Here is a 22,449-nt window from a genome sequence, read left to right as displayed (position 1 = left end):
CAGGCCTAAAAATTTATCATTTGCCTAAGGTTAGCTTCAGTTCGTTCAACTTCATCAGGGCTTCAATTGGGGTCAGGGTGTTAATGTCGAGGTGTTGCAGCAGCTCGCGGATGCGTTCCAAGGCGGGGTCCAACGGCTCGAACATGCTGAGCTGCACCGTGGGCCGTGGCGCCGTGGCCACCGCAGTGGTGGTGCGGGGCTTGGGAATGGTGGCCTGCGCGGGATGCACCACCACAAGCTGGTCCATTCCGGCGTCCAAACCGGCCAACAACTCATCAAATTCGGTGGGCTGGCCGTCGTCAACGCCGGCGCTGGTGCGCTCCACTTCGAGGTGGTGCATGATTTCATTGGCCCGCAGCACCACCGAAGTGGGCATGCCGGCTAAGCGCGCCACGTGGATGCCGAAGCTGTGCTCGGAGCCGCCGGGCTGCAGCTTGCGCAGAAACAGAATGCGGCCGTCGGCCTCCTTCACGGCAACGTTGTAGTTGCGCACCCGCGGGCAGTCGTCGGCCAGCTGGTTGAGCTCGTGATAGTGGGTGGCGAAGAGGGTTTTAGCCTTGGCTTTGGGGTTGTTGTGCAGGTGCTCCACAATGGCCCAGGCAATGCTGATGCCGTCGTAAGTGCTGGTGCCGCGTCCGATTTCGTCCATCAGCACGAGGCTGCGGTCGGAGAGGTTGTTGAGGATGGAGGCCGTTTCAGTCATCTCCACCATGAAGGTGCTTTCGCCCTTGCTCAGATTGTCGGAGGCGCCCACGCGGGTGAAAATCTTGTCGATTATGCCCACGGTAGCGGCATCGGCGGGCACGAAAGAGCCGATTTGAGCCAGCAGTACGATGAGGGCCGTCTGGCGCAGCAGCGCGGATTTGCCGGCCATGTTGGGGCCGGTTATCACCACAATCTGCTGCTCGTCCTGGTTGAGGCAAATGTCGTTCGGAATGTAGCTTTCGCCGGGCGGCAGTTGCCGCTCAATCACGGGGTGGCGGCCGGCGCGGATGTCGAGCACGGTACCGTCGTTCACCACGGGCTGCACGTAGCGCTGCTGTCGGGCCGTGAGGGCGAAGCTGGCCAAGCAGTCCATCACGCCGATGGCGCGGGCATTTTGCTGAATGTGGGGAACAAAATCCAGCGCCGCCAGCACCAAATCGGTGTAGATGCGCTGCTCGATGGCAAAGAGCTGCTCCTCGGCGTTGAGGATTTTCTCCTCGTAGGTTTTCAGCTCCTCAGTTACGTAGCGCTCGGCGTTCACCAGCGTTTGCTTGCGAATCCAGGACGCGGGCACCTTATCTTTGTGGGCATTGGTGACTTCGAGGTAGTAACCGAACACCTTGTTGTACGCCACTTTGAGCGACGAAATGCCGGTGTTGCGCTGCTCCCGCACCTGAAGTTGCAGCAGGTAGTCTTTGCCGGAAAAAGCCAGCGCCCGCAACTCATCCAACTCAGGGTCGATGCCGGTATTCAGTACACCGCCTTGGTTGGTGAGCAGCGGCGCATCGGGCTTGATTTTGGCCAGGATTTCCTGGCGGAGGTTGGCGCAGGGGTTGAGCTGGTCGGCTAGTTTCACCAAGGCTTTGACGCCGGAACTGGCCAGCCGCTCGCGCATGGGCGCAATGGCCTCCAAGGCCCGGGCCAGTTGCAATAATTCGCGCGGGTTCACGCGGCGCACTGCTACTTTGCTGATGAGGCGCTCCAGGTCGTTTATCTGGCGCAGGTGCATGGTGAGGTCGGCCAGCAGTTCTTCGTCGGCCACGAGGGCGGCCACGGTGTCCAAGCGGCGCTGAATCTGACTTACCTCTTTGAGGGGCAACACAATCCACTTGCGCAGCAGGCGGGCGCCCATGGGCGTCAGGGTCTGGTCGAGCACGTCGATGAGGGGCACGCCGCCGGGGTGCTGGGCGTGCACCAACTCCAGGTTGCGCACCGTGAAGCGGTCGAGCCACACGTATTTATCCTCCTCCAAACGGCCCAGGGCGGCCACGTGACCGAGGTCGGAATGCTTGGTTTCGGCGAGGTAGTGCAGGATGCAGCCGGCGGCCACAATGCCTTCCTTGAGGCCATCCACGCCAAAGCCTTTCAGCGACGTGGTTTTGAAATGGCGGGTGAGCGTGTCGTGGGCGTAATCGTTGCCAAAAACCCATTCATCCAGCGCGTAGGTGCAGAAATCGGGGCCAAAATGCTGCTCGAACTCGCTCCGGCTTTTCTTGCAAAACAGCACTTCGGCCGGGCTGAAATTCTGGAGCAGCTTGCCCAGGTAATCCAGCGTGCCTTGCGCTACCAGAAACTCGCCGGTGCTGATATCGAGGAAAGAAATGCCGGCTTCGGCTTTGCCGAAGTGAATGGCGGCGAGGTAGTTGTTTGAGCGGCGCTCAAGCACGTTGTCGTGCATGCTCACGCCGGGCGTCACCAGTTCGGTGATGCCGCGCTTGACGAGGCCTTTGGCCAATTTGGGGTCTTCGAGCTGGTCGCAGATGGCCACGCGCTGGCCGGCGCGCACCAGCTTGGGCAGGTAGTTGTCGAGGGCGTGATGGGGGAAGCCGGCCAGGGCAATTTCGTTGGGGGTGCCGCCGCCGCGCTTGGTGAGCGTGATGTCGAGAATGCGGCTGGCCGTGACGGCGTCCTCGCCAAAGGTTTCGTAGAAGTCGCCCACCCGAAACAAGAGCACCGCGCCGGGGTGCTGCTGCTTGAGCAGGTAATACTGCTTCATCAGGGGCGTGTCGACGGGCGAGCCGGGGGTGATGTGGTCGGGCCCGACGGACTTGATAACGAATTCTTTCTTAGGTGCAGACAAAGCAAAGTAGCGCGAACTTTGTAGTTCGCGTTTGTAGTGATGAATAATCCGCGCAAAGCCGAAATAAGCGCCGAACGCGGGCGGGCTGGCTATAATCGGCCGCTGCGTGCAATCGGGCCAACCCCTTAAACCAACGACGCGAACCACAAAGTTCGCGCTACTGACCATGCGAAAACTGACGATGGCGGAACTGAACCGCGCCACGGTGGCCGACTTCAAAAGTACGCCCAAAAGCCCCGTAGTACTAGTGCTGGACAACGTGCGCAGCATGCACAACGTGGGGGCTATCTTCCGCACCGCCGACGCCTTTGCGCTGGAGAAAATCTGGCTCTGCGGCATCACGCCGCGCCCCCCGCACCGCGAAATCACCAAAACCGCGCTCGGGAGCGAAGAATCTATGGCCTGGGAATACGCCGCCGAAACGGTGGCCGCGGTGGCCGCACTAAAAGCCGCCGGCTACCAGGTAGTGGCCGTGGAGCAAACCACCGGCAGCGTGGTCCTGCCCCAGTTCCAACCCGAGCCGGGCCGGCCGCTAGCGCTGGTGTTGGGCAACGAAGTATTTGGGGTGGAAGACGCCGTTCTGGCTTTGTGCGACTTGGCCGTGGAAATCCCCCAGTTCGGCACCAAGCATTCGCTTAATGTGGGCGTGGCGGCCGGCGTGGTGCTCTGGGATTCGCTGGTGAAGCTGGGGGTGGTATAAAAAACCATTCAGCAGCGGCCAAAGCGGCAGTTGTTTGTTATCACCGCATGACTTCTAACTCCTCCCCTGCCACTCGTCCCGATGCTGCGCTTCTGGCACTTCGGCCCGATATCGTAACCGACCAAACCACCACCAACCCTACCGGCAGCGTGGGCGAGTTCCTGCACTCCACGCTGCGCCCCGTGCTGAAGCTGCAAAACAGCTTGCTACTAGCCGTAGTGGTCGACTTTGTGCTCGACCACCACATGCTGCTGAGCAAAGCCAGCCCAACTGACCAGCAACGCCAGCTCAGCGAGCTACTGGCGCGCAATACCAAATTGCGCTACACGGTAATTGGTCTGATAACCGCCTGTTTTACGCAGGAAGAGCACACTTACTACCGGCAGCAGCGCCCCGAGTTGAACCGCCGCTTGTTGGAGCTGGCCCAGCGCCGCGTACTCGACCAAACGGAGCAGGTAGTGGCCTTGGCGGCGGCCAGGGAATAGCTGCTTTCTTCGTGGTCGATGAAACACTACGAAGCGTTGGAATTAACGAATACTGCCTCGGCCGCGGATATCCGGAGTGCCTATCGGCGGCTGGTGCTACTCACGCACCCTGACCGTACCTCCGACCCGGCCGCGCATGCCCGGTATTTGGACGTTAATGCGGCGTACGAGGTGCTGAGCGACCCAACCCGGCGGGCAGCTTACGATGATTTGGGCCACTTTACGGCGTCAACTCTGGCAACGTCTACTCCTGCACCCAATGCTGGAGATAGACGCAGGCGTTCCGCTTCCAGCACCCGCCATCATCCTAGAGGGAAGACAGAAGCATATCCGCACGAAGCCGCTTATTTGCGATACGCTCCATTAGGCAAGGCTATTTGTAAAGCGCTGCTTGTGTTTAGCTTATTGCTTGGCATCGATAGGGTATGGGTACTCAACTATCCGCGTGAAGAAGTGCAAAGCTGCACGCTCCACAGCAGCAAAAAAGGGGGGTCTTACTGCGTCATCAGAACGCAAAATTCTACTTTCCGAGGGCCTTGCATGAATGCTGGCGAAGTTTTGGACATGCGACGCACGGCTTTGTTTGGCCAAGTTCTAGCGTATAAAGTCATCGAAACACGTCAGTATGGTCTTCCTTCTCGGTACTGGGATGAAAATTTCATTTATGCCGGCGCAGGGCTAATTTTTGTTGTTGCAATGGTGCTTACAGCATCAGTCGGCGCATGGCCCGGACCGGCCGGGAAGCGGCAAGTAGAATGTGCTGCAACAGCCGCTATTTTGGCGATAATTGTGCTTTGGTTTTTAGCGACAAGCTAATCGCACTGCTAACCGCGCAGCACCACCAACTTGGGCCTTTTGCGCCGGCCCAGGGCTGGCCAATTATTGCTGAAATTCGTCAACCATCGACCTATTATTTGGTTGAATTCCCGCTTATTTTACTGCTTGCTATTTACCTTACTCCTACTCAACACGTATGATTTCAGGCTTTGACGCCCGCTCCGATACGGCTCCGCTGACATTGCGGCCGCCTGTGCCCAGCACGTTGAGTACGGTTCACGCGTTTCTGCATGCCACGCTGCGCCCGGCCCTGAAGTTGTCGAATGAGCAACCGTTCGAACTGGCGCTGCAGGGCGTAGTGGCCCACGCCCGCACGGCGCTGAACTTAACGGCTCTTGTTTCCATTCCTTAGCCTCGCTGCGATCGATGACCCATTATCAGGTTTTGGAGGTGCCCACTACTGCTAAGCTGGCGGATATCCGGCGCGCCTACCGCCGCCTGGTATTCCTCACCCACCCCGACCGGACGCCCGACCCCGAGGCGCACGCCCGGTACTACGCGGTGACGGCAGCCTACGAGGTGCTGAGCAACCCCAGCCGACGCGTGGCCTACGATGCCGGCATCCGGCCGCCGGCCGTCACGCACATCACCCCATCGGGCCGCGCGCGCGATGCAGCGCACCGCGCCTTTTGGTCGTCCCGGCCCAAGCCGGCGGCGGTGCCACCCACGGTGCGCTACGCCGCCCAGTATGCCCAAGCCCTGCGCCTGGCCCGCCCGCTGCTGGTGGCCTGCCTGCTGCTGTGCGGCACGCTGGCGGTGGACTACTTCCTGGCCACGGAGCAGCAGGAAAAGGTACTGCGCACCGAAACCACCTTTTACTCTACCCGCCGGGGCTCCTACCAAAAAACCCTGCACCAAACCGACCGTGGCACTTTTACCCTGTACAATGACCTGCCGGTGGGGGCGCGGGTGCCCGTGCGCCGCACGCCGCTGTGGGGCACGCCCATTTCCGTGCGCTCGTCCCCGCAACAGCTGCCGTTTGCCATTTCCTCCATTTATGAAGGGGCGCGCAACGTGTTCTGGCTGGGCCTGCTGGCCACGGCCACGCTGGGCTTGCTGCCGCGCTTAAACAAGGACTACCGGCTGGGAGCGTGCATGCTGGCCGCGGTTTTTCTGGCGCTCACGCTCCTGAAAATGCTCCTGTAATCCGTTCGCTCGGGGCCTTGTGTTAGTCGTATTGCGAGTCGCGCAATTGCACGGGCTTGGTTTTTTTGCGCAGCCGCAGGTTGAGCAGCTCCACGGTCAGGGAGAAGGCCATGGCAAAGTAGAGGTAGCCTTTTTCCACTTCCTTGTGCGCCGCTTCCATCACCAGCATGAAGCCAATCATGATGAGGAACGACAAGGCAAGCATCTTGATGGTGGGGTTATTGTTAACAAATCCGGCAATTATCCCGCTGAAGGCCAGCATAATGCCCATGGCCACTACCACGGCTGCAATCATCACCAGCACGTTGTCGACCAAGCCCACGGCCGTCAGAATTGAGTCGAAGCTGAAAACAATGTCGATGATGATGATTTGGAGGATGATGCTCGCCATGGTGGCGCGGGCGCCGCCGGCGCCGTTCTCGTGCTCTTCTTCGCCCTGCAGCTTGTTGTGGATTTCGGTGGTGCTCTTGTAAATCAGAAACAAACCGCCCGCCAGCAGAATCAGGTCGCGCCCGGCCACCCCGAAGGGCTGGTCCTGCCACGGCAGCACAATTTCGAACAGGGAAGCGCGCAGGCCCACAATCCAAGAAATGCTCAGCAGCAGCCCCACCCGGAACACCAGCGCCAGCAGCAAGCCAATGGTGCGGCCCCGCGCTTGCTCGCTGGCAGGCAAGCGGTTCACCACAATAGAGATGAAGATGATATTGTCAATTCCCAGCACTACTTCCATGAAAGTGAGGGTTAATAAACTAACCCAGGTAGCGGCTTGGGCAAAGGCTCCGAAATCGTACATCTCGAGATGTGGCAGTTAAATAATAGTGAGGATTGAATGCGCAACGGGCTCCCGGCTTTCGCATGGTAGCGATGCCCGCGCATCAGCTGGAATGTTTCCGTGGTGCATTAGCTTTTCATGTTCACAAACTGCAGCGGCAGGCCGATGTCGGATTTGCGCAACACGGCAATGGCCGCCTGCAAATCGTCGATTTTCTTGGCCGTCACGCGCACTTGGTCGTCCTGCATCTGGGCTTCCACCTTCACCTTGGCGTCTTTAATGGCCTTGATGATTTTGCGCCCAAACTCCTTGTCGACGCCGGCGCGCACCTTGATGGTTTTCTTAATCAGGTTGCCGCTGGGCTGCTCGTCGGCCGAGAAATCGAGGCTGGTGCCGTCGATGCCCTGCTTCACCACCCGGCCCAGCAAAATATCTTCCAGCGCCTTGATGCGCATGGAGTTTTCGGACGACAGCAAAATGGTGTTTTCCTTTTTATTGAGTTCGATGCCGCCTTTGGTATCGCGCAGGTCGTAGCGGGTTTGCAGTTCTTTTTGGGCCGTGTTCACCGCGTTTTCCAGGGTTTGCGGGTCTACTTTGCTCACGATGTCGAAGGATGCCATAGCGGGGTGGGGCGTAGTTTTGAAATGAGTACCCGGCCGGAGCCGGGGCGCAAAGGTAACGGCCCAACTCTGCCGTGGTTGCTTCATCTTGCTAACAGTTTTGCATATGGCTTTCCCAGCCGTCCGTTCGCCCCGCACCCCCGCCGAGTGGGACGCCTATTACCAGTTGCGCTACGCCGTGCTGCGCCAGCCCTGGCAGCAGCCCCCGGGCTCGGAGCGCAGCCCCGCCGACGCGGAGCCCGGCACCGTGCACGCCCTGCTCCTGGCCTCGGAATTTGAACACCCGCCGGTGGCACTGGCCGTGGGCATGCTGCAGCCCACTACGGCCCACGAGGGCCAGGTCCGGTTTATGGCCGTGGCACCGGAGGCGGCGGGCACGGGCCTGGGCCGCCAGATTATGGCGTATCTGGAAGCCCAGGCGCGGGCCGCGGGCTTATCGGAACTGGTGCTGCACTCTCGTGAGTCGGCGGTGGGCTTCTACCAGCGGCTGGGCTACGAGGTGGTGGAACCCTCCCACACCTTGTTCGGGGTAATTCCGCACTTTCTGATGCGGAAGCGGCCCTGAACGAAACCAGCTGTTAGAATTTCTGCCGGCCGGTCCATAATTCGGCATACAGGCGGAAATCGCCGAGCAGCGAGAACCAGGGGTGTTGAAAAGTGGCTGGCCGGTTGCGCTCCACAAAAAAGTGCCCCATCCAGGCAAACCCGTACGCGGAAACGATGCCCACGAGCAGCCAAGTCCAGTCTCCGGTGATGCCCAACAGCACCAAGCAAACCAAGAAAAGCGTGGTGCCGATAAAATGAAGGACCCGCGTTCCGCGCCGGCTATGCTCGCGCAGGTAGCGCGGATAAAATTCAGCAAACGTGAGCGGTAGCGCAGACATGGCATTAACCAGGTTAGAAGTAACCCAGCTCAGGGACGGCCACCGGGCGTCGCCCCCACCACCGGTTCAGTAAATCAAGCCGATTTTTGCCAAACTTGCTACTGCAACCCGGCTTATTATTATTCATCTCCATGTCCGAAACCCACTCGCCCACCCGCCGCATCCCCGAAATTGCAGCTATGGTTCTGGCTTACAACCAAATGAACAGTTACGGCCAAGCCAACGGCATGGTGCTGAGCGTGCCCGTGGCGGGGCAGGCCGAATACCGCATGACCATTCGGGAAGAGCACCTGTCCTCCCCCAATACCTGCCACGGCGGCGTGCTCGCCGGCCTCATGGATGCGGCGTTGGGCGCTGCCGCGCTATCGCTGGCCTTCACCAGCCTGGAATTTGTCTCGACGGTGGAATTCAAGATGAATTACCTGCATGCCGTGCATTTGCACGATGTGCTGGTGGCCAAAGGCACCGTTGACCACGCCGGCAACAAGCTGGTGGTGAGCAGCTGCGTGATTTACCGCTTGGTGGAGGGCCAAGAAGACGTAGCCGTAGCGCGCGGCCTGGGCACGTTCAACCGCTACCCGGCCAACAAGCGCGACTTTGCGAAACTGGTGATGGAATAGGCGGGCACCGGCGGCGGCAATTACCATTTGTAAGAAGCTTGTTTTCAATCAGCAACCGTTTTCGCGCCACGCTTTTGGGCTAACGTTAAAAAGCCCCGACTCTAGCAGAGTCGGGGCTTTTTAACGTTAGTAATTCCAGGTCTGAGTCCTGAGCGGACCAGCTCCGAAGGGGTGTAGCAGTGTTACAGCTCGGCGGTGGCGGCGTGTGCGCTCACGGGCTCGTACTCGTCCTCCATGTCGCTCAGCTGCGGGGCAGCCACTTTGCGCACGTTGCGGGCACAATCTTCGTCGCGGTGGTTGCGGCCCACGGTGAACTCAACCCAGTCGCCTTCGCGCAGGTCGTTGAAGTCGCCTTCGGTAAGGTCGGCGTAGCTGAAGAACAGGTTGTTGGGGGGCATCACCACGAAACCAAAGCCATTCTTCAGGTTTTTGATGGTGCTCATGCCCAGGGTGCCCACGGGGCCGGCGGCCGTGGGGCCGGTGGGGCGCACGGCCTTGGGGGCCAGGGCCGCGCTGGGCGCAAACGCCGCGGGCTCCGACTGGTTCACGAACAGCGCCTCTACCACTTCGTCCTGGGTTTGCAGGCCGCGGTCGATGACGTCGTGCATGGCTATCGGATAGGTTACCTGCTCCAACAGCTGCTGCGAAGCGCGCGTAACGCGGGTTTCGCCCTTGAAATCTTCGTACTTGAAGTCCCAGTTCAGCAGCATCACGCGGGTGCCCACGGTGTTGAGCTTGCGGATGAGGGGTACGTAGTCGCTGTCGCCGGCGATGAGCACCACCACGTCGAGGGTTTTGTGCAGGGCCAGTTCCAGGGCTTCGAGGGAGAGCCACACGTCGATGCCTTTTTCCTGGAGGCGGCCGTCGCGGGTTTTTAGGGCCATGTAGTGCGTTTGCACGCCCAGGTTCATCAGAATATCGTCGAGCAAACGGTCGTGAAACAGCCGGTCTTTGTCGCGGGCTTCGGTGGCGGAAAGGCGGCCCCGAAAAAAGTGAGCGTCGGTAATTTGTGCTAGTCGCACGTCTACGTCTTCTTCCTCAGCTACTTGATGGCGAATATATTCATGTAATCCCTCCAAGCTAATGCGCGCCTTTCGCTCGTGTTGGAAATAGTAATAATCACTGATTTTTAAGAAATAGTTGCCGTCATAGAAGACACCAACCCGAATCAAGGGGCTGTTCATCTGGTTCATGGTAATGATTTGTATTTAGGATTAGAAAAGTGTTTTAGGTGAGACAGTGTATGGAGTTGGTAGAATCGCCACGAACAGCAAGGCACAATTGCACCCGCCGCAAGTTCCTGACAATCGGTATAGCCCTATTTTTTTCGGTAGCCGCACCCGGTGCGCAGTACTCCCCGAATTGGTGTTATGTTAATTGTTGACTTGATAGAATGCCGGACGGCTAAATTGATTGAAAACGCTGGATAGTAGCACGAATCAATACAAACACTGTCTTAATAAAGGGGCATATCTGCTGCGAAGCTAATGGTATTGGCTGACTTATGCAACAGTAGGCCTCAGCAGGGAGGAGTACAATACGTGCCTACGGGCCGCTGCCCAAAGGCTAAAAGCCCATGCGACCGATTACCAAGCCCAAAACCAGCAGCCCGTAGCCCGCGCAAATGGCGATTTCGAGCATGTTGCCGGTGGCAGAGCCGGTGCTGATAAGAGGGATTTTAAACGAATAATTCCCCAAGGGCAAAAACCATCTAACCCCGGCCTTAGTCAACGTATCAGCTAACAAATGAGAGATATAGCCCGCACCCGCAAACAGCGCCACGCCGCGCCAACCCAGGTGCTGGTCGGCTAGGTAGCCGATGTACGTCCACAGGGCGGTGGCCCAAATGGTATGCGTCCAGGAGCGGTGCGAGGTGAAGGGCGCCAGCGCCACAAACGTTCCCAATAAACTTAGCCACAATTGCTCGGTGTACAGGCCCGCCACCACCGTGCCCAAGCCGGTGAAAAGAAGCGCCAATCGGCGCGCCGAGCCGCCCTGCATGCCCACCCCAATTAAGCCGAAAGCCAGCGCGGCCGTGTAGTACAACCGCTGCTCGGAGCCCGGTGCCAGGCGCAGGTAGGCGTAGGCGGCCAGAGCCAACGCGCCGGCGGCAAAAGCCCAGCGCACGTAATTCTGGGTAAAGCCCAGGCGCTTGCTCAGGCGGCTATCGGGGTGGTCGAGGTCGGGCGCGAGGCTGGAAAAGCCAGCCAGCGCAATGCCGGGCAACGAAAACGGAATGCCGGGCACCAGCCCCGCAATGGCCACGCCGGTGATGAGGCCGATGGCCAAATGAGAAGAGCCGCGCATGAAGGGGTTAGTCGGTGAGGAGTGGTTGGGGGGCCGAAAGCCGTGCTGCCCGCTGCCACGGGGCAAAAACGCTGCTCAACCCGCACCTGCCCACGAAGCTACGGGTGGGCTTCGGAAACCTTACCTTCGGCTACGCTGTATCCTAAGCCGCTGCCCGACCGGATTTCCTCCGGCCGGGCTACTGTATTTATTGTTCGCAAGCCGTTTCTCTGTGCAAGTAGCTGATTTTCTTCGCCTCTATCGTCTTTCTCCGGAGCTGCAAACCTTGGCGGCGCGCCTGCGCGCGGCCGCCAAGCCCGACCCCAGCAGCGTGCGCCTGCACCTGCGCGGCCTGGTGGGCAGCCAGGATGCCGTGGTAGCGGCCGCCGTGGCGCATGCCCAGCACCCGCACGTATTCATTCTGCACGATAAGGACGAAGCGGCTTATTTCCTGTCTGACCTGCAGCATTTGCTGCCCGAGGGACCCGAGGCGCTGCTGTTTCCCAGCTCTTACAAGCGCCCGTACCAGTTCGACGAGACCGAAAACGCCAACGTGCTGATGCGCGCCGAGGCGCTGAACCGCCTGAATACCACGCGCGCGGCCACCACGGGCAACAGCGTGTTCATCGTGACTTATCCAGAGGCACTGACGGAGAAGGTTATCAACCGGCAGAGCTTGGTAAAGAATACTTTCAACGCCAAGGTGGGCGACAAGCTGGACGTGAATTTCCTAGGCGAGCTGCTGGGCGAATACGACTTCGAGAAGACGGATTTTGTGTACGAAGCGGGCCAATACGCCGTGCGTGGCGGCATCGTGGACGTGTTCAGCTACGCCAACGAGTTGCCGTTCCGACTGGAGCTATTCGGCGATGAAATCGAGAGCATCCGCACGTTCAATCCCGAGACGCAGCTTTCGGTGGAGCCGCGGCCCAGCATCAGCATCATCCCGAACGTGCAGACCAAGATGCTGACGGAAACGCGCGAGGCGTTCTTCGATTTCCTGCCGCGCACGGCCTGCATTTGGGCCAAAGACGTGCGCCAGACGCTGGACGTGGTGACAGAGCTGTTCGAGAAAGCCGAGGCCAACTTCCAGCAGATGCTGAGCGAGGCCGGCGGCATGCAAATCGTGAGCAAGCCGGCCGATTTATTTGAATCGGGCAAGAACTTTAAGAAGCTGCTTGATGAATTCGCGGTGGTGGAATTCGGCAAGCGCTTTCACTTCAAGAATGCCGAGACGTTTCAATTTTCAGCCAAGCCGCAGCCCAGCTTCAACAAGGAGTTTGAGCGGATGGTAAAGAATCTGAAAGAGAATCAGCTTCGGAATTTCACCACCATTATTACCGCCGATACGGTGCGCCAGGCCGACCGGCTGCGAACGATTTTTGACGAACTGGACAACAACGTGAAGTTTCAGCACTTGCTGCTGGCTTTGCGCGAAGGGTTTATCGACGAGCAATTGGAACTGGCCGTGTACACCGACCACCAGCTGTTTGAGCGCTACTACCGGGCCCAGGAAACCAAGAAATTCTCGAAGAAAAAGGCCCTCACGCTGCGCGAGCTGAAGACGCTGCAGCCCGGCGACTACGTGACGCACCAGGACTACGGCATTGCGCGCTTTGCGGGCCTGACGCAGGTCGAAATCAACGGGCAGATACAGGAGGCTATTCGCCTCGTTTATCGCGACGACGATTTGCTGACGGTGAGCATTCACTCGCTGCACAAGATTGCAAAGTACAGCGGCGCCGAGGGCTCGCCACCGACCATGAGCAAGCTGGGCTCGCCGGAGTGGGAAAACAAGAAACGGTCGGTCAAGAAGAAGGTGAAGGACATTGCGGCCGACCTGATTCGACTGTATGCCAAGCGAAAAACCGCACCGGGCTTCGCGTTTTCACCGGATGGCTTTATGCAGGCCGAGTTGGAATCGAGCTTCATTTACGAGGACACGCCCGACCAGGCCAAGGCCACCGAAGACGTGAAGCAGGACATGCAGCAGCCCCACCCGATGGACCGGCTCATCTGCGGCGACGTGGGTTTTGGCAAAACGGAAATTGCCATCCGGGCGGCCTTCAAGGCGGTGGCCGATGGCAAGCAGGCAGCCGTGCTGGTGCCGACGACCATTCTGGCCATGCAGCATTACAAGACCTTCCGCGACCGGCTGGCCACGCTGCCCGTGACGGTGGAATACATCAACCGGTTCAAGTCCACCAAGCAGATTAAGGAGACGTTGGGGCGCGTGGCGGAGGGCAAAACTGACATTCTGATTGGTACGCACCGGCTCACCAACAAGGACATCAAGTTCAAGGATTTGGGTTTGCTCATCATTGACGAAGAGCAGAAATTTGGCGTGAAAACCAAGGACAAGCTCAAGGAACTGAAGGTGAACGTGGACACGCTTACGCTGTCGGCCACGCCGATTCCGCGCACCTTGCACTTCTCGCTGATGGGCGCCCGCGACTTGAGCGTGATTGCTACGCCGCCGCCCAACCGGCAGCCGGTGAGCACCGAGCTGCACGTGTTCGACGAAATCCTGATTCGCGATGCCGTTTCGCGGGAGCTGAAGCGCGGCGGGCAGGTATTTTTCGTGCACAACCGCGTGAAGGACATTGAGGAAATGGCCAACACAATTCTGCGCCTCGTGCCCGACGCCAAAATCACCTACGCCCACGGGCAGATGGACGGTGAGATGCTGGAAAAGCGCATGATGAAGTTCGTGGAGGGCGAATACGACGTGCTGGTGAGCACCAACATCATCGAAAGCGGCTTGGATATTCCTAACGCCAACACCATCATCATCAACCGCGCCCACTTGGCTGGCCTTTCGGATTTGCACCAGATGCGGGGCCGCGTGGGCCGCTCCAACCGCAAGGCATACTGCTACCTGCTCACGCCACCGGTGGCCAACCTGCCGGCCGACGCCCGCAAGCGCCTGAGCACGCTGGAAGAGTTTTCGGACTTGGGCGCGGGCTTCAACGTGGCCATGCGCGACCTGGATATTCGCGGCGCCGGCAACCTGCTGGGCGGCGAGCAGTCGGGCTTCATCAACGACTTGGGCTACGAGACCTATCACCAGATTCTGGACGAGGCGGTGCAGGAGCTCAAGGAAACCGAGTTCCGCGACCTGTTCCTGGGTGACTCCAACCAGCGGCTGCAGCAGGCGGCCGGCGCGGGCCGCATTCAGGAATGCAACGTGGAAACCGACCAGCAAGTCCTGATTCCCGAGAAGTACGTGAGCAACGTCTCGGAGCGCCTGCAGCTCTACGCCAAGCTCGACCGCGCCCAGAAGCCAGAAGATTTGAAGAAGCTGCTCACCAGCATGGTGGACCGTTTTGGGCCGCTGCCTCCCGAAGTGGAGCAGCTGGCCGACATCGTGCGGCTGCGCTGGCAGGCCTGCCACGTGGGCTTCACCAAAATCACGCTCAAGCGCGACACGCTGAAAGGCTTCTTGCCCGCCGACGACGACCACAAAGCCTATTTCCAGGGCGAGCAGTTCGGCACCATTCTCAACTATGTGCAGACGCACCCGCGCACGGCCAACCTGAAAGAGAAAAAGGAGCAGCTCATCGTGACGTTTGAGGAAGTGCGCTCCATTCAGCAGGCCAAGCGCGTGCTCAGTGAGCTGGGCAGTGAGGAAACCGTGGCGGCATAAGCTGAAGTGCTAAGCTATTTTATTGATTTTTTTGCCGCGTATGAAAGGTATAATAATGGTATTGCTGCTCCTGTCCGCAGCCTTTGCGGCCGTGGGACAAATTCGTTTTAACCCAGCTTTGAAGCGGGAACTGGATAGCATTCATGCCGTCGACCAGAAGTGGCGGAGCATGCTGTTTGACCCGCGAACTAACCGCCAACCAGATTCGCTGGCTGCTGCGCTCGGGGTGAGGAAAGAGGAATTGGGCAGCTACATTTCCCGCCGGATGCTGCAAACCGACTCGTCTAATCAAGTGCGGGTGCGGGCCATTCTGAAGCAGTACGGCTACCCGGGCAAGTCGCTGGTGGGAACCCCTACCAACGAGGCCGCTTGGTACGTACTGCAGCATTCGCAGGACATCAAGACCTATCTGCCGCTCATCAAAACGGCCGCCAATCGCGGAGAACTGCCGTTTTACTTGTACGGGCAGATGCTGGACCGCCAGCTCATGCGCGAAGGCAAGGCCCAGATTTACGGGACCCAGGCCATGGGCTACAGCATCACCAACCCCGCTACGGGCAAGCGCGAAGGCCAGCCCCCGTTTATCTGGCCCATTAAAGATGCCGCCAAGGTGAATGAACTCCGGAAGAAGGCCGGTTTCCCGACCACCGTGGAGCAAGTTGCCGCTTCTTTGGGCATCCCCTACCGCGTGGTGACGCTGGAAGAAGTGGCACGCATGCCCAAAAACTAATCTGTATGACCCTCGACTGGACCGCCAAACCCTACGACGAACTGACCCTGACCGAGCTCTACGAGTTGCTGCGCCTGCGCGTGGAAGTCTTCATCGTGGAGCAAAACTGCCCCTTTCAGGACCTAGACCGGCAAGACGACAAAGCCTATCACCTACTGGGCTACGCCGAAGGCGGTGAGCTGGCCGCCTACGCGCGCCTCTTCGATGCCGGCATCAGCTACGAAGAGGTGGCCATTGGCCGCGTCATTGTGGCGCCCGCATACCGGCGTTTCGGCTTGGGCCAGGAACTAATGCGCCAGGCCATCACCTACTGCGAGGTGCTGTACGGCGCCCAACCCATCAAAATTGGCGCGCAGCAATACCTGGCGCAGTTTTATCAAGGCTTTGGCTTTGCACAATGCGGCGAAGGGTACTTGGAGGATGGCATCCCGCACATTCCCATGCGGCGGGAATAGAGGCGGGAGTAGCGGCGAAATCAAAAACGTCATGCTGAGCGCAGCCGAAGCATCTCGCGTGTGGTAGTAAACCAATCGTAAGGATTAGTGACTGCACGCGAGATGCTTCGGCTGCGCTCAGCATGACGGTCTTTTTGTATTGCTGGAAACCAGCTTTGGCTTACACTTCGCAGCCATCGGGCCCGCAGGCGGGGCCATCAGCCAGCATCACCGGCGCGGGTTTAGCGGGTTGGGATTCGTCCCACACCTTGTCCAGCACTTCGGCAAAAAGCTCGGTGGGCTGGGCACCGGACACCGCGTACTTGTCTTCAAAGACGAAGAAGGGCACGCCGCGCACGTTGATTTGCTGGGCCTGGTACTCGTCGTAGCGCACGGCTTCGGCGTAGGTGCCATTGGCGAGAGCGGTGCCCGCTTCTTCGGCATCGAGGCCAATTTCAGTGGCCAGTTTGGCCAGCGTGTCGATTTCGTTCAGGTTTTCGCCCTGCAAGTAGTACGCGGCCATCAGCCGCTCTTTGGCTTCGGCCTGCTTCCCGTGCTTGGCTGCTAAATGAATGAGTTGGTGCCCCAGGAAGGTGTTGGTCGGCACGGCGTGTTCGAAGTCGTAGTCCAAGCCTACTTCCTTGGCCATGGTGGCCATGTAATCGTTCATTTTGCGGCCTTCGGCAGCCGAAACGCCTTTCTTCTTGGCCAGCGACTCGTGGATGCTTTCGCCGGGGATGGGCCGGAAGTCCGGGGTTAGCTCGAAGCTGCGCCACACCACTTCCACTTGGTCGGCGTGCGGGAATTTCTCGAGGGCGTGCTCAAAGCGGCGCTTGCCAATGTAACAGAAAGGGCAAACGATGTCGGACCAGATTTCAACTTTCATAATAAGGGAGCCAAATTAATTGATGTAGGTACAACAATTTTGACTCCCTAAAAAGTTTGCGGCGGCCATAAGCAGCACCAGCGGCGGCGCACCAGCCTTTCGGCCTGAGCACTTACGCTCCGCCCGCCGCCTACGGCGCCAGAGAATCCCGCCGGGCCTTACGCCAGCCTCACTCCGCCAAGGGATTCACCAAGTTTTTGGCCAAGCTGTTGAGAATTTCGTTCGCAATTTTCTCTTCGTCCAAACTGCTGCTGAGCAGCACGGCGGCGTGCTCGAACCCCAGTTCCTGCGCCAGGTACACCGCCGTGCCGTAGCAGGCAATTTCGTAGTGCTCCACCTTTTGCGCGCAGCAAATGAGGGCGGCGTCCATGGCTTCGGGACTGGCTTCTTTGTGCATCACGCGTTCGCCATCGGCCAAAATGCCGGCGATGCCGCTGTTGCGGTCGCCCCGGGCGTCGATTTCGAGTAGGTCGGCTACTTTTTCCAGGCGCTCAATCTGGTGTCTGGTTTCGAAGAGGTGCGTTTGGAAAGCTTCCTTCAGGTCGGGGTTGGTGGCGTGGTCAATCAGGCGCGGCAAGCCAGTGACAATGAGCTTTTCGGCGCTGTATAGGGCCTGCACTTCGTGCACAAGCAGGTCGCGCAGATTTATGATTTTATCGGCCATAATAATTTGTGCGTTAGTGGAATACCTTTTTGAGTACGCCAAAACGCCCGGGAAGTTGAAACGGCTTTTCTTACGCGTTGGCAATCAGTTTTTTTTCCTTTCCTCGGTTCGGCTTGGCCGCCCATAGCCGGCGCTAGGCGGCGGCTTGCCGCAACATTGCGCTCCCAACCGGAGTTAGCTGCCCGGCCTTCTCCCCTACCCGAGCGGCCCATTTTTCCCTTGCATCACTTCTCTTTATGGAATACCAAGCATTAGGCACCTCCGGAGTCACCGTTTCGCGCATCACCTTTGGCAGCTGGGCGGCCGGCGGCTGGATGTGGGGCGGCACCGAGCAAAACGACGCCGTGGGCGCCATCCACGCCAGCTACGACCTGGGCGTGACCAGCATCGACACGGCGCCCGTGTATGGCATGGGCCTGAGCGAGCAAATCGTGGGCGAAGCCATCAAAAGCCTACCCCGCGACAAGGTCCAAATCCTCACCAAATTCGGCATGCGCTGGGACCTGGCCCAGGGCGATTTTGCCATGAAAACCAAGGACAACAACGGCCACGGCCTCGACGTGTACAAGTACGCCGGCCGCGCCAGCATCATCAAGGAATGCGAGGACAGCCTGCGCCGCCTCGGCACCGATTACATCGACCTCTACCAGCAGCACTGGCCCGATACCACCACCCCGATTGATGAAACGATGGAGGCCGTGGCGCGCCTCATCGAGCAGGGCAAAGTGCGCGCCGCCGGCGTGAGCAACTACTCGGTGGCCCAAATGCAGGAAGCCGAAAAAACGCTGAACCTGGTTTCGAACCAAGTGCCCTACAGCATGGTACGGCGCGACATTGAGGCCGATGTGGTGCCGTACTGCATCGAGCACCACAAGGCCATTTTAGTATACAGCCCACTACAGCTGGGCTTACTGACCGGTAAAATCAAGCCCGGGCAGGAGTTCGGCGCGGGCGACTTGCGCACCGGCCATCGCCTGTTCACGCCCGAAAGCGTGACCCGCGTGAATGCCATGCTCAACAAAATCCGCCCCTTGGCCGAAACCAAAAACGCCACCCTCGGCCAGCTGGTGCTGCGCTGGACGCTGGCGCAGCCCGGCATTACGGTGGCGCTGGTGGGCGCCCGCAACCCCGAGCAAGCCGTGCAAAACGCCCGGGCTATGGATTTCAAGCTCACGTTTGAAGAGCTGGACTTTATCAACAAGCAGCTGGCAGCCCTGCAAGCCACCACGGCGTAGGAGCGCGCCGCGGCGCGTCCCTACTTTTGGGCCATGCCTACCCCCATCACCTTTCACGCCTTGCTGGAACCCGGCGGCCCCAGCTTCATGCCCACCCAAACCATTGTGGTACCGGCGGAGGTGCTTGAAGCGCTGGGCGGCAAAGCGGCCAAACGCGTGGTGTGCACCATTCGCGGCCACGCGCTGCGGCTGGGGCTGCTGCCGCTGGAAGGCGGCGGCCGCTACCTCATGCTGAACAAGGACGTGTGCCGCACCGTGGGCCTCGCGCTGGGCGATGAGGCAACCATCGAAATCGCGCCCGACCCCAACCCCGACCACGTAGACCTGCCCGCGGAGTTGGCTGAAGCCCTGGGCGCCTGGCCCGAAGCCGAAACCGCGTTTCTCTCCTACAGCGGGGCGCACCGCCGCGCCATGGCCCGCCTGGTAGACGAGGCCAAGCAGCGCGAAACCCGCGTGCGCCGCGCCGTGCAGTTGGTGGAGCGTCTGGGCCGCGGGCTCCATCCGTTTCGAGGCGACTGACAATAGTCAGTCTGCTTAAAACAGAACGTCCTGCTGAGGCTTCACTCAGCAGGACGTTCTGTTTTGGATTTATTCGGATTTGGCCACTGTGCTAATCCTTCAGCACGATGCTGACAACTTTGCCCGGGCCATCCACCGTGAACTTGCATTCGTCGAACCCGGGCGCGGCCACGGTGGGCCGGATGTTGTTCGAGAAGGCATAAGGCTCGGTGGGAATCCCGATGAAGTTCTTGTCGACTTTATCGTTGTTGTTGAGGTCCTGGGTGATGGCCACGGCCCACTCGCCTTTGGGCAACTCCACGGGCAGCGTAAATTCCCGCTTGCCTTCTGGCTTCACGGCTTTGGAAAACGCCCATTTGCCGCTCTTCAGAAATCCTTCGCGGGTGTTATAGAAGTACAGCTTGACGGTAGAAGTGGTAGACACCAGCGCCGACACCACCACCGTAATGGACTGATTTTCGGCAGCCCGGGGCGCCGGGGCGGCGGCCCCCAACAGGCAAGTACCCACCAACAGGGAGACGGAAGACAGCAGATTCATAAGCGGAAAATGAAAACGTGGAAGTAGCGACCCAACACCCGGCTCTACGGAAAGAGTTCGAAAACAGCTGGTTTCAGCATCCTCAACGAAGCAAGAGCCCACGCACTGGCTTCAATTTTTCGCTATTATTGCAGCTCATCCCGCAGCCCGAAATCCCATGCAAACCCGGCCCCTCTATTCACTGGCCTGCCTGACCGCACTGGCCCTTTGCGGCTGCGCGAAAGACTCCACCTCGGTGCTCACCGATAAGCGCTGGATGCTGGTTCAAATTGACGATTTTCCGCTTACGCTCTCCAGCTACAGCCCAACCACGCAGTCCTACCTCAAATTCGCGGCGGATGGCAAGCGCACGGTGGGGCTCGGGCCGTGCAACAGCTTTAGCGGCCAGTACAGCCTGGGCGGGAGTGGGCAGCAGCTCAGCATCAGCGCGCAGGCGGCTACCAAAGCCACCTGCGGCGGCCAGAACATTGAGGACAAATACCTCACTATTCTGCCCCTTACGGCCCGTTTTGAAATCGTGGGCCAGGAGCTGCGGCTTTATGATGCGAGTGCGGCCCAGCCCCGGCTGCTATTTAAGCAGGCCCCGCAGTAGCCGGCGGCAACCCGCTGCCGCCAAACACGGTAAGCAGCACCATTGCCGGCCACTGGCCGGCCTCGAGATTTACTGCATGGAAGGCTTAACCAAAATTGATGACCTCGGCAAGCCGCGCGTGGTAATAGTGGGCGGCGGCTTTGGTGGCTTGGAGCTGGCCAAGGCCCTGGCCGAGGCCCCGGTGCAGGTGGTACTCATCGACAAGCAGAACTACCACACCTTTCAGCCGCTGCTCTACCAAGTGGCCTCGGCCGGGATTGACGAAGGCCAAATCGTGTCGCCGTTTCGCAAAATCCTGAGCGAGCAGCACAACTTCTACTTCCGCCTGGCCGAAGTGCAGGCCGTGGACGCTGTGGCCCAGGTAGTAGAAACCAGCATCGGGCGCGTGCGCTACGACTACCTGGTGCTGGCCACCGGCGCCACCACCAACTACTTCGGCGACGAGCAAATGGCCCAAAATGCCATTGCCATCAAAAGCATCGACGACGCCATCGAGCTGCGCAACACCGTGCTCTCGAACTTCGAGCAGGCCCTGCAGCTCGGCGATATCGAGCAAATCAACAGCCTGCTCGACTTCGTGATTGTGGGCGGTGGCCCTACCGGCGTCGAAATTGCTGGGGCCCTGAGCGAGCTGCGCACCCACGTATTTCCCAAGGACTACCGCGAGCTGGACTTCAAGCAAATGGACATTCACTTGGTGCAAAGCGGGCCGGCGCTGCTCAAGGGCATGTCGGCCAACGCCTCGCAGCAGGCCCTGGCAGCGCTGAAGAAGTTTGGGGTGCAGGTGTGGCTCGATGCCCGCGTGAAATCCTACGACGGCTACACCGTGACCTTGAGCACCGGCCAGCAGCTCATCACCCGCACCCTGATTTGGGCGGCCGGCGTCACGGGGGCGCCCATTGCCGGCCTGCGCTCCGACTGCCTGCTGCCCGGCAACCGCTACGCCGTGGACGAATGCAGCCGCGTGCTGGGCTACGAGCACGTCTTTGCCATCGGCGACATTGCCGCCATGCGCACCGCCGCGCACCCCGACGGCCACCCCATGGTGGCGCAGCCCGCCCTGCAGCAAGGCCGCCTGCTGGGCGAAAACATTGCCCGCCTGCTGGCGGGCCAGCCGCTCCAGCCGTTCCATTACCAGGACAAGGGCGCCATGGCCACCATTGGCCGCAACCACGCCGTGGCCGACGTTAAGCTCTTCGGCCGCGAGTACCACCTGCAGGGCTTTCTGGCTTGGTTGGCCTGGGGCGTGGTGCACGTGGCCTCCCTCATCGGCTTCCGCAACCGCCTGATGGTGCTGCTGCACTGGACCTGGAGCTACCTCAGCTACGACAAGGGCCTGCGCTACATCATCGGCAAAACCAAGGCCCCGGTGGTGGAAGTGGACGTGGAGGGCAAGGCGATAGTGTGAGGGGGTTGAAAACACTCCAATAGTCATGCAGAGCGGCGCGAAGCATCTCGCTTACCGCCACTAATCAGCAACGATTGAGTTGCTACCACACGCGAGATGCTTCGCGCCGCTCTGCATGGCAGTGGGTTTGCCTCATCAGCCCCGTTCGTTGTAGCAAAATTCCGCCGCTCGCGCAACTCGTGCAACCTTGTGCCGCCGCCGCCGGTCATGGGCTTTGAAACCGATTGCCGTACCCCAACCCGCCCCATTATGCGTCTTCTCTCTACGCTCAGCCTGGCGTTGTTCTCGCTCACGGTGGTGAGCTGCAACCACGAAAAGTGCCGGGAGCCGCAGCCCCAGGCCCAATGCGTTTCCGGCACCGTAGTGGGCGATGCCTGCCTCGACGGGGTTTTGATTGACGTGGACGCGACTTTCCCGATTGGCAAGCCCGTGGGCAACCACCCCAACGTCATCGCCGCCGTCAACTTTGCTGATTTGGCCAGCTTCAACCAAGTAGGCCAGCGCGTGTATTTCACCTACCGCAACGACCCCAACCAGCAGTCTGCCAACCGTGTCTGCACTGCCAACACGGTACCGCTCCTCGTGCCGCACCTGCTGCTGAGCAACCTGTCGGCCACCAGCTGCCCAACCAACGGCGCGCTCTAAAGCATTCTCCTTTTCAC

At 59.7% G+C, this 22,449-nt stretch carries 24 protein-coding genes; 15 read left to right on the top strand and 9 right to left on the bottom strand.

The features are described from left to right. Positions 1–16: 16 nt before the first annotated feature. Entirely contained in the window at positions 17–2,701 is a 2,685-nt protein-coding gene (mutS, locus tag I2I05_RS03040) for a DNA mismatch repair protein MutS (RefSeq protein WP_196280876.1), read from the bottom strand. Positions 2,702–2,951: 250 nt separating this feature from the next. On the opposite strand from mutS, the gene I2I05_RS03035 reads away from it, so the two are divergent. From I2I05_RS03035 to I2I05_RS03015, 5 genes are all read left to right on the top strand, one after another. Continuing rightward, entirely contained in the window at positions 2,952–3,485 is a 534-nt protein-coding gene (locus I2I05_RS03035; protein WP_196280712.1) for an RNA methyltransferase, read from the top strand. 47 nt (positions 3,486–3,532) lie between these two features. Then, on the top strand, positions 3,533–3,970 hold the full coding sequence (locus I2I05_RS03030; RefSeq protein WP_196280711.1) for a hypothetical protein: 438 nt from the start codon (positions 3,533–3,535) through the stop codon (positions 3,968–3,970). 18 nt (positions 3,971–3,988) lie between these two features. Beyond that, positions 3,989–4,786 carry a J domain-containing protein gene (locus tag I2I05_RS03025; protein ID WP_196280710.1) on the top strand — a complete coding sequence of 266 codons (798 nt, stop codon included), beginning with the start codon at positions 3,989–3,991 and terminating at the stop codon, positions 4,784–4,786. A gap of 157 nt (positions 4,787–4,943) precedes the next feature. Beyond that, complete coding sequence (locus I2I05_RS03020) at positions 4,944–5,159, top strand: hypothetical protein (RefSeq protein WP_196280709.1); 216 nt, start codon at positions 4,944–4,946, stop codon at positions 5,157–5,159. A gap of 14 nt (positions 5,160–5,173) precedes the next feature. Beyond that, entirely contained in the window at positions 5,174–5,953 is a 780-nt protein-coding gene (locus tag I2I05_RS03015) for a J domain-containing protein (protein ID WP_196280708.1), read from the top strand. Between the two features lie 22 nt (positions 5,954–5,975). Here I2I05_RS03015 and I2I05_RS03010 read toward each other — a convergent pair whose 3' ends face one another. Continuing rightward, complete coding sequence (locus tag I2I05_RS03010; protein ID WP_196280707.1) at positions 5,976–6,746, bottom strand: TerC family protein; 771 nt, start codon at positions 6,744–6,746, stop codon at positions 5,976–5,978. Between the two features lie 107 nt (positions 6,747–6,853). Continuing rightward, complete coding sequence (locus I2I05_RS03005) at positions 6,854–7,345, bottom strand: YajQ family cyclic di-GMP-binding protein (RefSeq protein WP_196280706.1); 492 nt, start codon at positions 7,343–7,345, stop codon at positions 6,854–6,856. A 106-nt stretch (positions 7,346–7,451) separates the two neighbouring features. Between I2I05_RS03005 and I2I05_RS03000 the strand changes: the two genes are divergently transcribed. Further along, a complete protein-coding gene (locus tag I2I05_RS03000) occupies positions 7,452–7,910 on the top strand; it encodes a GNAT family N-acetyltransferase (RefSeq protein WP_196280705.1) in 459 nt (152 codons plus the stop codon). Positions 7,911–7,923: 13 nt separating this feature from the next. Here the strand turns inward: I2I05_RS03000 and I2I05_RS02995 are convergent, their stop codons facing one another. Continuing rightward, positions 7,924–8,229: an Mpo1-like protein gene (locus tag I2I05_RS02995; protein WP_196280704.1), complete on the bottom strand. Its 306-nt coding sequence runs from the start codon at positions 8,227–8,229 to the stop codon at positions 7,924–7,926. Between the two features lie 131 nt (positions 8,230–8,360). Here I2I05_RS02995 and I2I05_RS02990 point away from each other — a divergent pair, with 131 nt between their 5' ends. Continuing rightward, positions 8,361–8,849, top strand: coding sequence for a PaaI family thioesterase (locus I2I05_RS02990; protein ID WP_196280703.1), 489 nt, complete (start codon positions 8,361–8,363; stop codon positions 8,847–8,849). A 182-nt stretch (positions 8,850–9,031) separates the two neighbouring features. On the opposite strand, the gene I2I05_RS02985 is transcribed toward I2I05_RS02990, so the two are convergent. Together I2I05_RS02985 and I2I05_RS02980 are read right to left on the bottom strand one after the other, a co-directional pair. Then, positions 9,032–10,033 carry an NYN domain-containing protein gene (locus tag I2I05_RS02985; RefSeq protein ID WP_317192306.1) on the bottom strand — a complete coding sequence of 334 codons (1,002 nt, stop codon included), beginning with the start codon at positions 10,031–10,033 and terminating at the stop codon, positions 9,032–9,034. Between the two features lie 382 nt (positions 10,034–10,415). Next, entirely contained in the window at positions 10,416–11,156 is a 741-nt protein-coding gene (locus I2I05_RS02980) for a metal-dependent hydrolase (protein ID WP_196280701.1), read from the bottom strand. A 211-nt stretch (positions 11,157–11,367) separates the two neighbouring features. Here I2I05_RS02980 and mfd point away from each other — a divergent pair, with 211 nt between their 5' ends. The 3 genes from mfd to I2I05_RS02965 are packed head-to-tail and all read left to right on the top strand — an operon-like array spanning position 11,368 to position 15,966. Beyond that, positions 11,368–14,781 (top strand): transcription-repair coupling factor, encoded by a 3,414-nt coding sequence (gene mfd / locus I2I05_RS02975; RefSeq protein ID WP_196280700.1) that lies wholly within the window; start codon positions 11,368–11,370, stop codon positions 14,779–14,781. 40 nt (positions 14,782–14,821) lie between these two features. Continuing rightward, complete coding sequence (locus I2I05_RS02970; RefSeq protein WP_196280699.1) at positions 14,822–15,511, top strand: DUF6624 domain-containing protein; 690 nt, start codon at positions 14,822–14,824, stop codon at positions 15,509–15,511. 5 nt (positions 15,512–15,516) lie between these two features. Further along, entirely contained in the window at positions 15,517–15,966 is a 450-nt protein-coding gene (locus I2I05_RS02965; protein WP_196280698.1) for a GNAT family N-acetyltransferase, read from the top strand. Positions 15,967–16,126: 160 nt separating this feature from the next. On the opposite strand, the gene I2I05_RS02960 is transcribed toward I2I05_RS02965, so the two are convergent. Together I2I05_RS02960 and I2I05_RS02955 are read right to left on the bottom strand one after the other, a co-directional pair. Further along, positions 16,127–16,831 carry a DsbA family oxidoreductase gene (locus I2I05_RS02960; protein WP_196280697.1) on the bottom strand — a complete coding sequence of 235 codons (705 nt, stop codon included), beginning with the start codon at positions 16,829–16,831 and terminating at the stop codon, positions 16,127–16,129. Between the two features lie 169 nt (positions 16,832–17,000). After that, positions 17,001–17,495 carry a YciE/YciF ferroxidase family protein gene (locus tag I2I05_RS02955; protein ID WP_196280696.1) on the bottom strand — a complete coding sequence of 165 codons (495 nt, stop codon included), beginning with the start codon at positions 17,493–17,495 and terminating at the stop codon, positions 17,001–17,003. Between the two features lie 236 nt (positions 17,496–17,731). On the opposite strand from I2I05_RS02955, the gene I2I05_RS02950 reads away from it, so the two are divergent. Further along, positions 17,732–18,730: an aldo/keto reductase gene (locus tag I2I05_RS02950; RefSeq protein ID WP_196280695.1), complete on the top strand. Its 999-nt coding sequence runs from the start codon at positions 17,732–17,734 to the stop codon at positions 18,728–18,730. A gap of 33 nt (positions 18,731–18,763) precedes the next feature. Next, entirely contained in the window at positions 18,764–19,249 is a 486-nt protein-coding gene (locus I2I05_RS02945; protein ID WP_196280694.1) for a YdeI/OmpD-associated family protein, read from the top strand. Between the two features lie 91 nt (positions 19,250–19,340). Here the strand turns inward: I2I05_RS02945 and I2I05_RS02940 are convergent, their stop codons facing one another. Next, positions 19,341–19,787 carry a DUF2141 domain-containing protein gene (locus tag I2I05_RS02940; protein ID WP_196280693.1) on the bottom strand — a complete coding sequence of 149 codons (447 nt, stop codon included), beginning with the start codon at positions 19,785–19,787 and terminating at the stop codon, positions 19,341–19,343. A gap of 157 nt (positions 19,788–19,944) precedes the next feature. Here I2I05_RS02940 and I2I05_RS02935 point away from each other — a divergent pair, with 157 nt between their 5' ends. The 3 genes from I2I05_RS02935 to I2I05_RS02925 all read left to right on the top strand — a co-directional run bounded on the left by I2I05_RS02935 (position 19,945) and on the right by I2I05_RS02925 (position 22,432). Continuing rightward, positions 19,945–20,379, top strand: coding sequence for an META domain-containing protein (locus I2I05_RS02935; protein WP_196280692.1), 435 nt, complete (start codon positions 19,945–19,947; stop codon positions 20,377–20,379). A gap of 76 nt (positions 20,380–20,455) precedes the next feature. Then, positions 20,456–21,787, top strand: coding sequence for an NAD(P)/FAD-dependent oxidoreductase (locus I2I05_RS02930; protein ID WP_196280691.1), 1,332 nt, complete (start codon positions 20,456–20,458; stop codon positions 21,785–21,787). A gap of 249 nt (positions 21,788–22,036) precedes the next feature. Then, entirely contained in the window at positions 22,037–22,432 is a 396-nt protein-coding gene (locus I2I05_RS02925) for a hypothetical protein (RefSeq protein WP_196280690.1), read from the top strand. Positions 22,433–22,449: the final 17 nt, after the last annotated feature.

This window comes from Hymenobacter jeongseonensis, assembly GCF_015694725.1.
Lineage (GTDB): Bacteria > Bacteroidota > Bacteroidia > Cytophagales > Hymenobacteraceae > Hymenobacter > Hymenobacter jeongseonensis.
The sequence above is the reverse complement of the archived record's forward strand: the minus strand, read 5'-3'. Positions and strand labels throughout refer to the sequence as shown.

What these genes read in the sequence shown, in the direction of transcription:
- mutS (WP_196280876.1), bottom strand. Translation starts at nt 2,701, where the DNA reads ATGAAGCAGTATTACCTGCTCAAGCAGCAGCACCCCGGCGCGGTGCTC.
- I2I05_RS03035 (WP_196280712.1), top strand. Translation starts at nt 2,952, where the DNA reads ATGCGAAAACTGACGATGGCGGAACTGAACCGCGCCACGGTGGCCGAC.
- I2I05_RS03030 (WP_196280711.1), top strand. Translation starts at nt 3,533, where the DNA reads ATGACTTCTAACTCCTCCCCTGCCACTCGTCCCGATGCTGCGCTTCTG.
- I2I05_RS03025 (WP_196280710.1), top strand. Translation starts at nt 3,989, where the DNA reads ATGAAACACTACGAAGCGTTGGAATTAACGAATACTGCCTCGGCCGCG.
- I2I05_RS03020 (WP_196280709.1), top strand. Translation starts at nt 4,944, where the DNA reads ATGATTTCAGGCTTTGACGCCCGCTCCGATACGGCTCCGCTGACATTG.
- I2I05_RS03015 (WP_196280708.1), top strand. Translation starts at nt 5,174, where the DNA reads ATGACCCATTATCAGGTTTTGGAGGTGCCCACTACTGCTAAGCTGGCG.
- I2I05_RS03010 (WP_196280707.1), bottom strand. Translation starts at nt 6,746, where the DNA reads ATGTACGATTTCGGAGCCTTTGCCCAAGCCGCTACCTGGGTTAGTTTA.
- I2I05_RS03005 (WP_196280706.1), bottom strand. Translation starts at nt 7,345, where the DNA reads ATGGCATCCTTCGACATCGTGAGCAAAGTAGACCCGCAAACCCTGGAA.
- I2I05_RS03000 (WP_196280705.1), top strand. Translation starts at nt 7,452, where the DNA reads ATGGCTTTCCCAGCCGTCCGTTCGCCCCGCACCCCCGCCGAGTGGGAC.
- I2I05_RS02995 (WP_196280704.1), bottom strand. Translation starts at nt 8,229, where the DNA reads ATGTCTGCGCTACCGCTCACGTTTGCTGAATTTTATCCGCGCTACCTG.
- I2I05_RS02990 (WP_196280703.1), top strand. Translation starts at nt 8,361, where the DNA reads ATGTCCGAAACCCACTCGCCCACCCGCCGCATCCCCGAAATTGCAGCT.
- I2I05_RS02985 (WP_317192306.1), bottom strand. Translation starts at nt 10,033, where the DNA reads ATGAACAGCCCCTTGATTCGGGTTGGTGTCTTCTATGACGGCAACTAT.
- I2I05_RS02980 (WP_196280701.1), bottom strand. Translation starts at nt 11,156, where the DNA reads ATGCGCGGCTCTTCTCATTTGGCCATCGGCCTCATCACCGGCGTGGCC.
- I2I05_RS02970 (WP_196280699.1), top strand. Translation starts at nt 14,822, where the DNA reads ATGAAAGGTATAATAATGGTATTGCTGCTCCTGTCCGCAGCCTTTGCG.
- I2I05_RS02965 (WP_196280698.1), top strand. Translation starts at nt 15,517, where the DNA reads ATGACCCTCGACTGGACCGCCAAACCCTACGACGAACTGACCCTGACC.
- I2I05_RS02960 (WP_196280697.1), bottom strand. Translation starts at nt 16,831, where the DNA reads ATGAAAGTTGAAATCTGGTCCGACATCGTTTGCCCTTTCTGTTACATT.
- I2I05_RS02955 (WP_196280696.1), bottom strand. Translation starts at nt 17,495, where the DNA reads ATGGCCGATAAAATCATAAATCTGCGCGACCTGCTTGTGCACGAAGTG.
- I2I05_RS02950 (WP_196280695.1), top strand. Translation starts at nt 17,732, where the DNA reads ATGGAATACCAAGCATTAGGCACCTCCGGAGTCACCGTTTCGCGCATC.
- I2I05_RS02945 (WP_196280694.1), top strand. Translation starts at nt 18,764, where the DNA reads ATGCCTACCCCCATCACCTTTCACGCCTTGCTGGAACCCGGCGGCCCC.
- I2I05_RS02940 (WP_196280693.1), bottom strand. Translation starts at nt 19,787, where the DNA reads ATGAATCTGCTGTCTTCCGTCTCCCTGTTGGTGGGTACTTGCCTGTTG.
- I2I05_RS02935 (WP_196280692.1), top strand. Translation starts at nt 19,945, where the DNA reads ATGCAAACCCGGCCCCTCTATTCACTGGCCTGCCTGACCGCACTGGCC.
- I2I05_RS02930 (WP_196280691.1), top strand. Translation starts at nt 20,456, where the DNA reads ATGGAAGGCTTAACCAAAATTGATGACCTCGGCAAGCCGCGCGTGGTA.
- I2I05_RS02925 (WP_196280690.1), top strand. Translation starts at nt 22,037, where the DNA reads ATGCGTCTTCTCTCTACGCTCAGCCTGGCGTTGTTCTCGCTCACGGTG.